Genomic DNA, 1,161 nt, shown 5'->3' on the forward strand with positions numbered 1-1,161 from the left:
CGCGGGGATTGTCTGGGCGCCGGTGGCGGTGTACTTCCTGCTCAGCGGCATGATCTGGCAGGGCGTGGTGCTGGGCTTGTTCGGCGTATTCGTGATTGGCCTGGTCGACAACGTGCTGCGCCCGATCCTGGTCGGCAAAGATACCAAGATGCCTGATTACCTGATTCTGGTTTCCACCCTCGGCGGCCTCGCGGTCTTCGGCCTCAACGGCTTTGTGATCGGACCGCTGATTGCCGCGTTGTTCCTGTCGAGCTGGGCGCTGTTCGTCGAGACCAAGCCCAAGGTGCAGCTGCCTTAGGCATGAAACGTATTGCTGGCGACTTGTTGCGACAAGGCCTGTGCTGCTGGCAAGGAGGTGAGCGGGCCGCTGATCGGCTCGCCATCGCGCACCAGATACCAGCAAGCGAGCAAACCGGATGCACGCAGCGAAGCGGGAACTGCGCTGCCGATCACCGACATGATTTGAACCTGTGCCATGGGAAAACCTCCATCAAACTGATGGGGCTACCTTAGGGATTTGCCGGCACGACGGACAATCAACGCTTTCGATAGTGGTCATTGATGCCAGTGAGGTCTGGCGTCATTCGACCACTTGATCGAGCATGTGCATGACTTCGCGCTCATTGAGCAGGCCCTTGTGCACGAGGTTTTCGGCGAGCAGGGACAGCAGCTTGGCGCAGCGATGGCCTTCCAGATGCTTGAGCTCGGTAAGTGCGCTGTACACCTTGCTCGAGGTGCACAGACCGACTATGCGGTGCGGGTTTTGTGTGGGCATACAGTCGTCCTTGTTGTTATCGATCTGTTGTTTACGGACGGATTCAGATTGCGGTTCCGTCATGACAAAGCGGTGACCTTTTGATGAAAAAAATCTCTACGGTCGATTCCATCATGCCGACTTTAGCTGCTCGAACTGTCCTCACAGCGACCTTGGCGAGATTTTTTCAGACGTTGGCCGACCAGCGGTCATAAAAAAGCCCCGCTCGAAAGCAGGGCTCTGTGTTGCGCTTACCAGCGTGGACCGCCGTAGTAGCCATGCGGGCCGCCGTAGTAGCCGTGGGGCCGACCGTAATAACCACGAGGCGGGCCGTAATAGACGGGGGCCGGCTGCACGTAGACCGGTTGTTGTACATACACCGGCGCCGGCTGGTAATAGACCGGTGG

3 protein-coding genes are annotated in these 1,161 nt (G+C 58.3%); 1 reads left to right on the forward strand and 2 read right to left on the reverse strand.

Annotation, left to right across the window (positions count from 1 at the left end; genetic code table 11):
* The coding region (locus OQK_RS00810) for an AI-2E family transporter (protein WP_038860174.1) at positions 1-298 on the forward strand (298 nt) is incomplete at its 5' end.
* Here OQK_RS00810 and OQK_RS00815 read toward each other — a convergent pair.
* The gene (locus OQK_RS00815; protein ID WP_016770690.1) at positions 295-477 is read right to left on the reverse strand and encodes a hypothetical protein; all 183 of its coding nucleotides are present in this window, start codon (positions 475-477) and stop codon (positions 295-297) included. The two genes, OQK_RS00810 and OQK_RS00815, sit on opposite strands and share 4 nt — an antisense overlap.
* A 103-nt stretch (positions 478-580) precedes the next feature.
* Entirely contained in the window at positions 581-775 is a 195-nt protein-coding gene (locus tag OQK_RS00820; protein ID WP_016770691.1) for a hypothetical protein, read from the reverse strand.
* Positions 776-1,161 lie beyond the last annotated feature (386 nt).

The organism is Pseudomonas sp. R62 (genome assembly GCF_000257605.1).
GTDB classification, from domain to species: domain Bacteria; phylum Pseudomonadota; class Gammaproteobacteria; order Pseudomonadales; family Pseudomonadaceae; genus Aquipseudomonas; species Aquipseudomonas atacamensis.

What these genes read in the sequence shown, in the direction of transcription:
- OQK_RS00820 (WP_016770691.1), bottom strand. Translation starts at nt 775, where the DNA reads ATGCCCACACAAAACCCGCACCGCATAGTCGGTCTGTGCACCTCGAGC.
- OQK_RS00815 (WP_016770690.1), bottom strand. Translation starts at nt 477, where the DNA reads ATGGCACAGGTTCAAATCATGTCGGTGATCGGCAGCGCAGTTCCCGCT.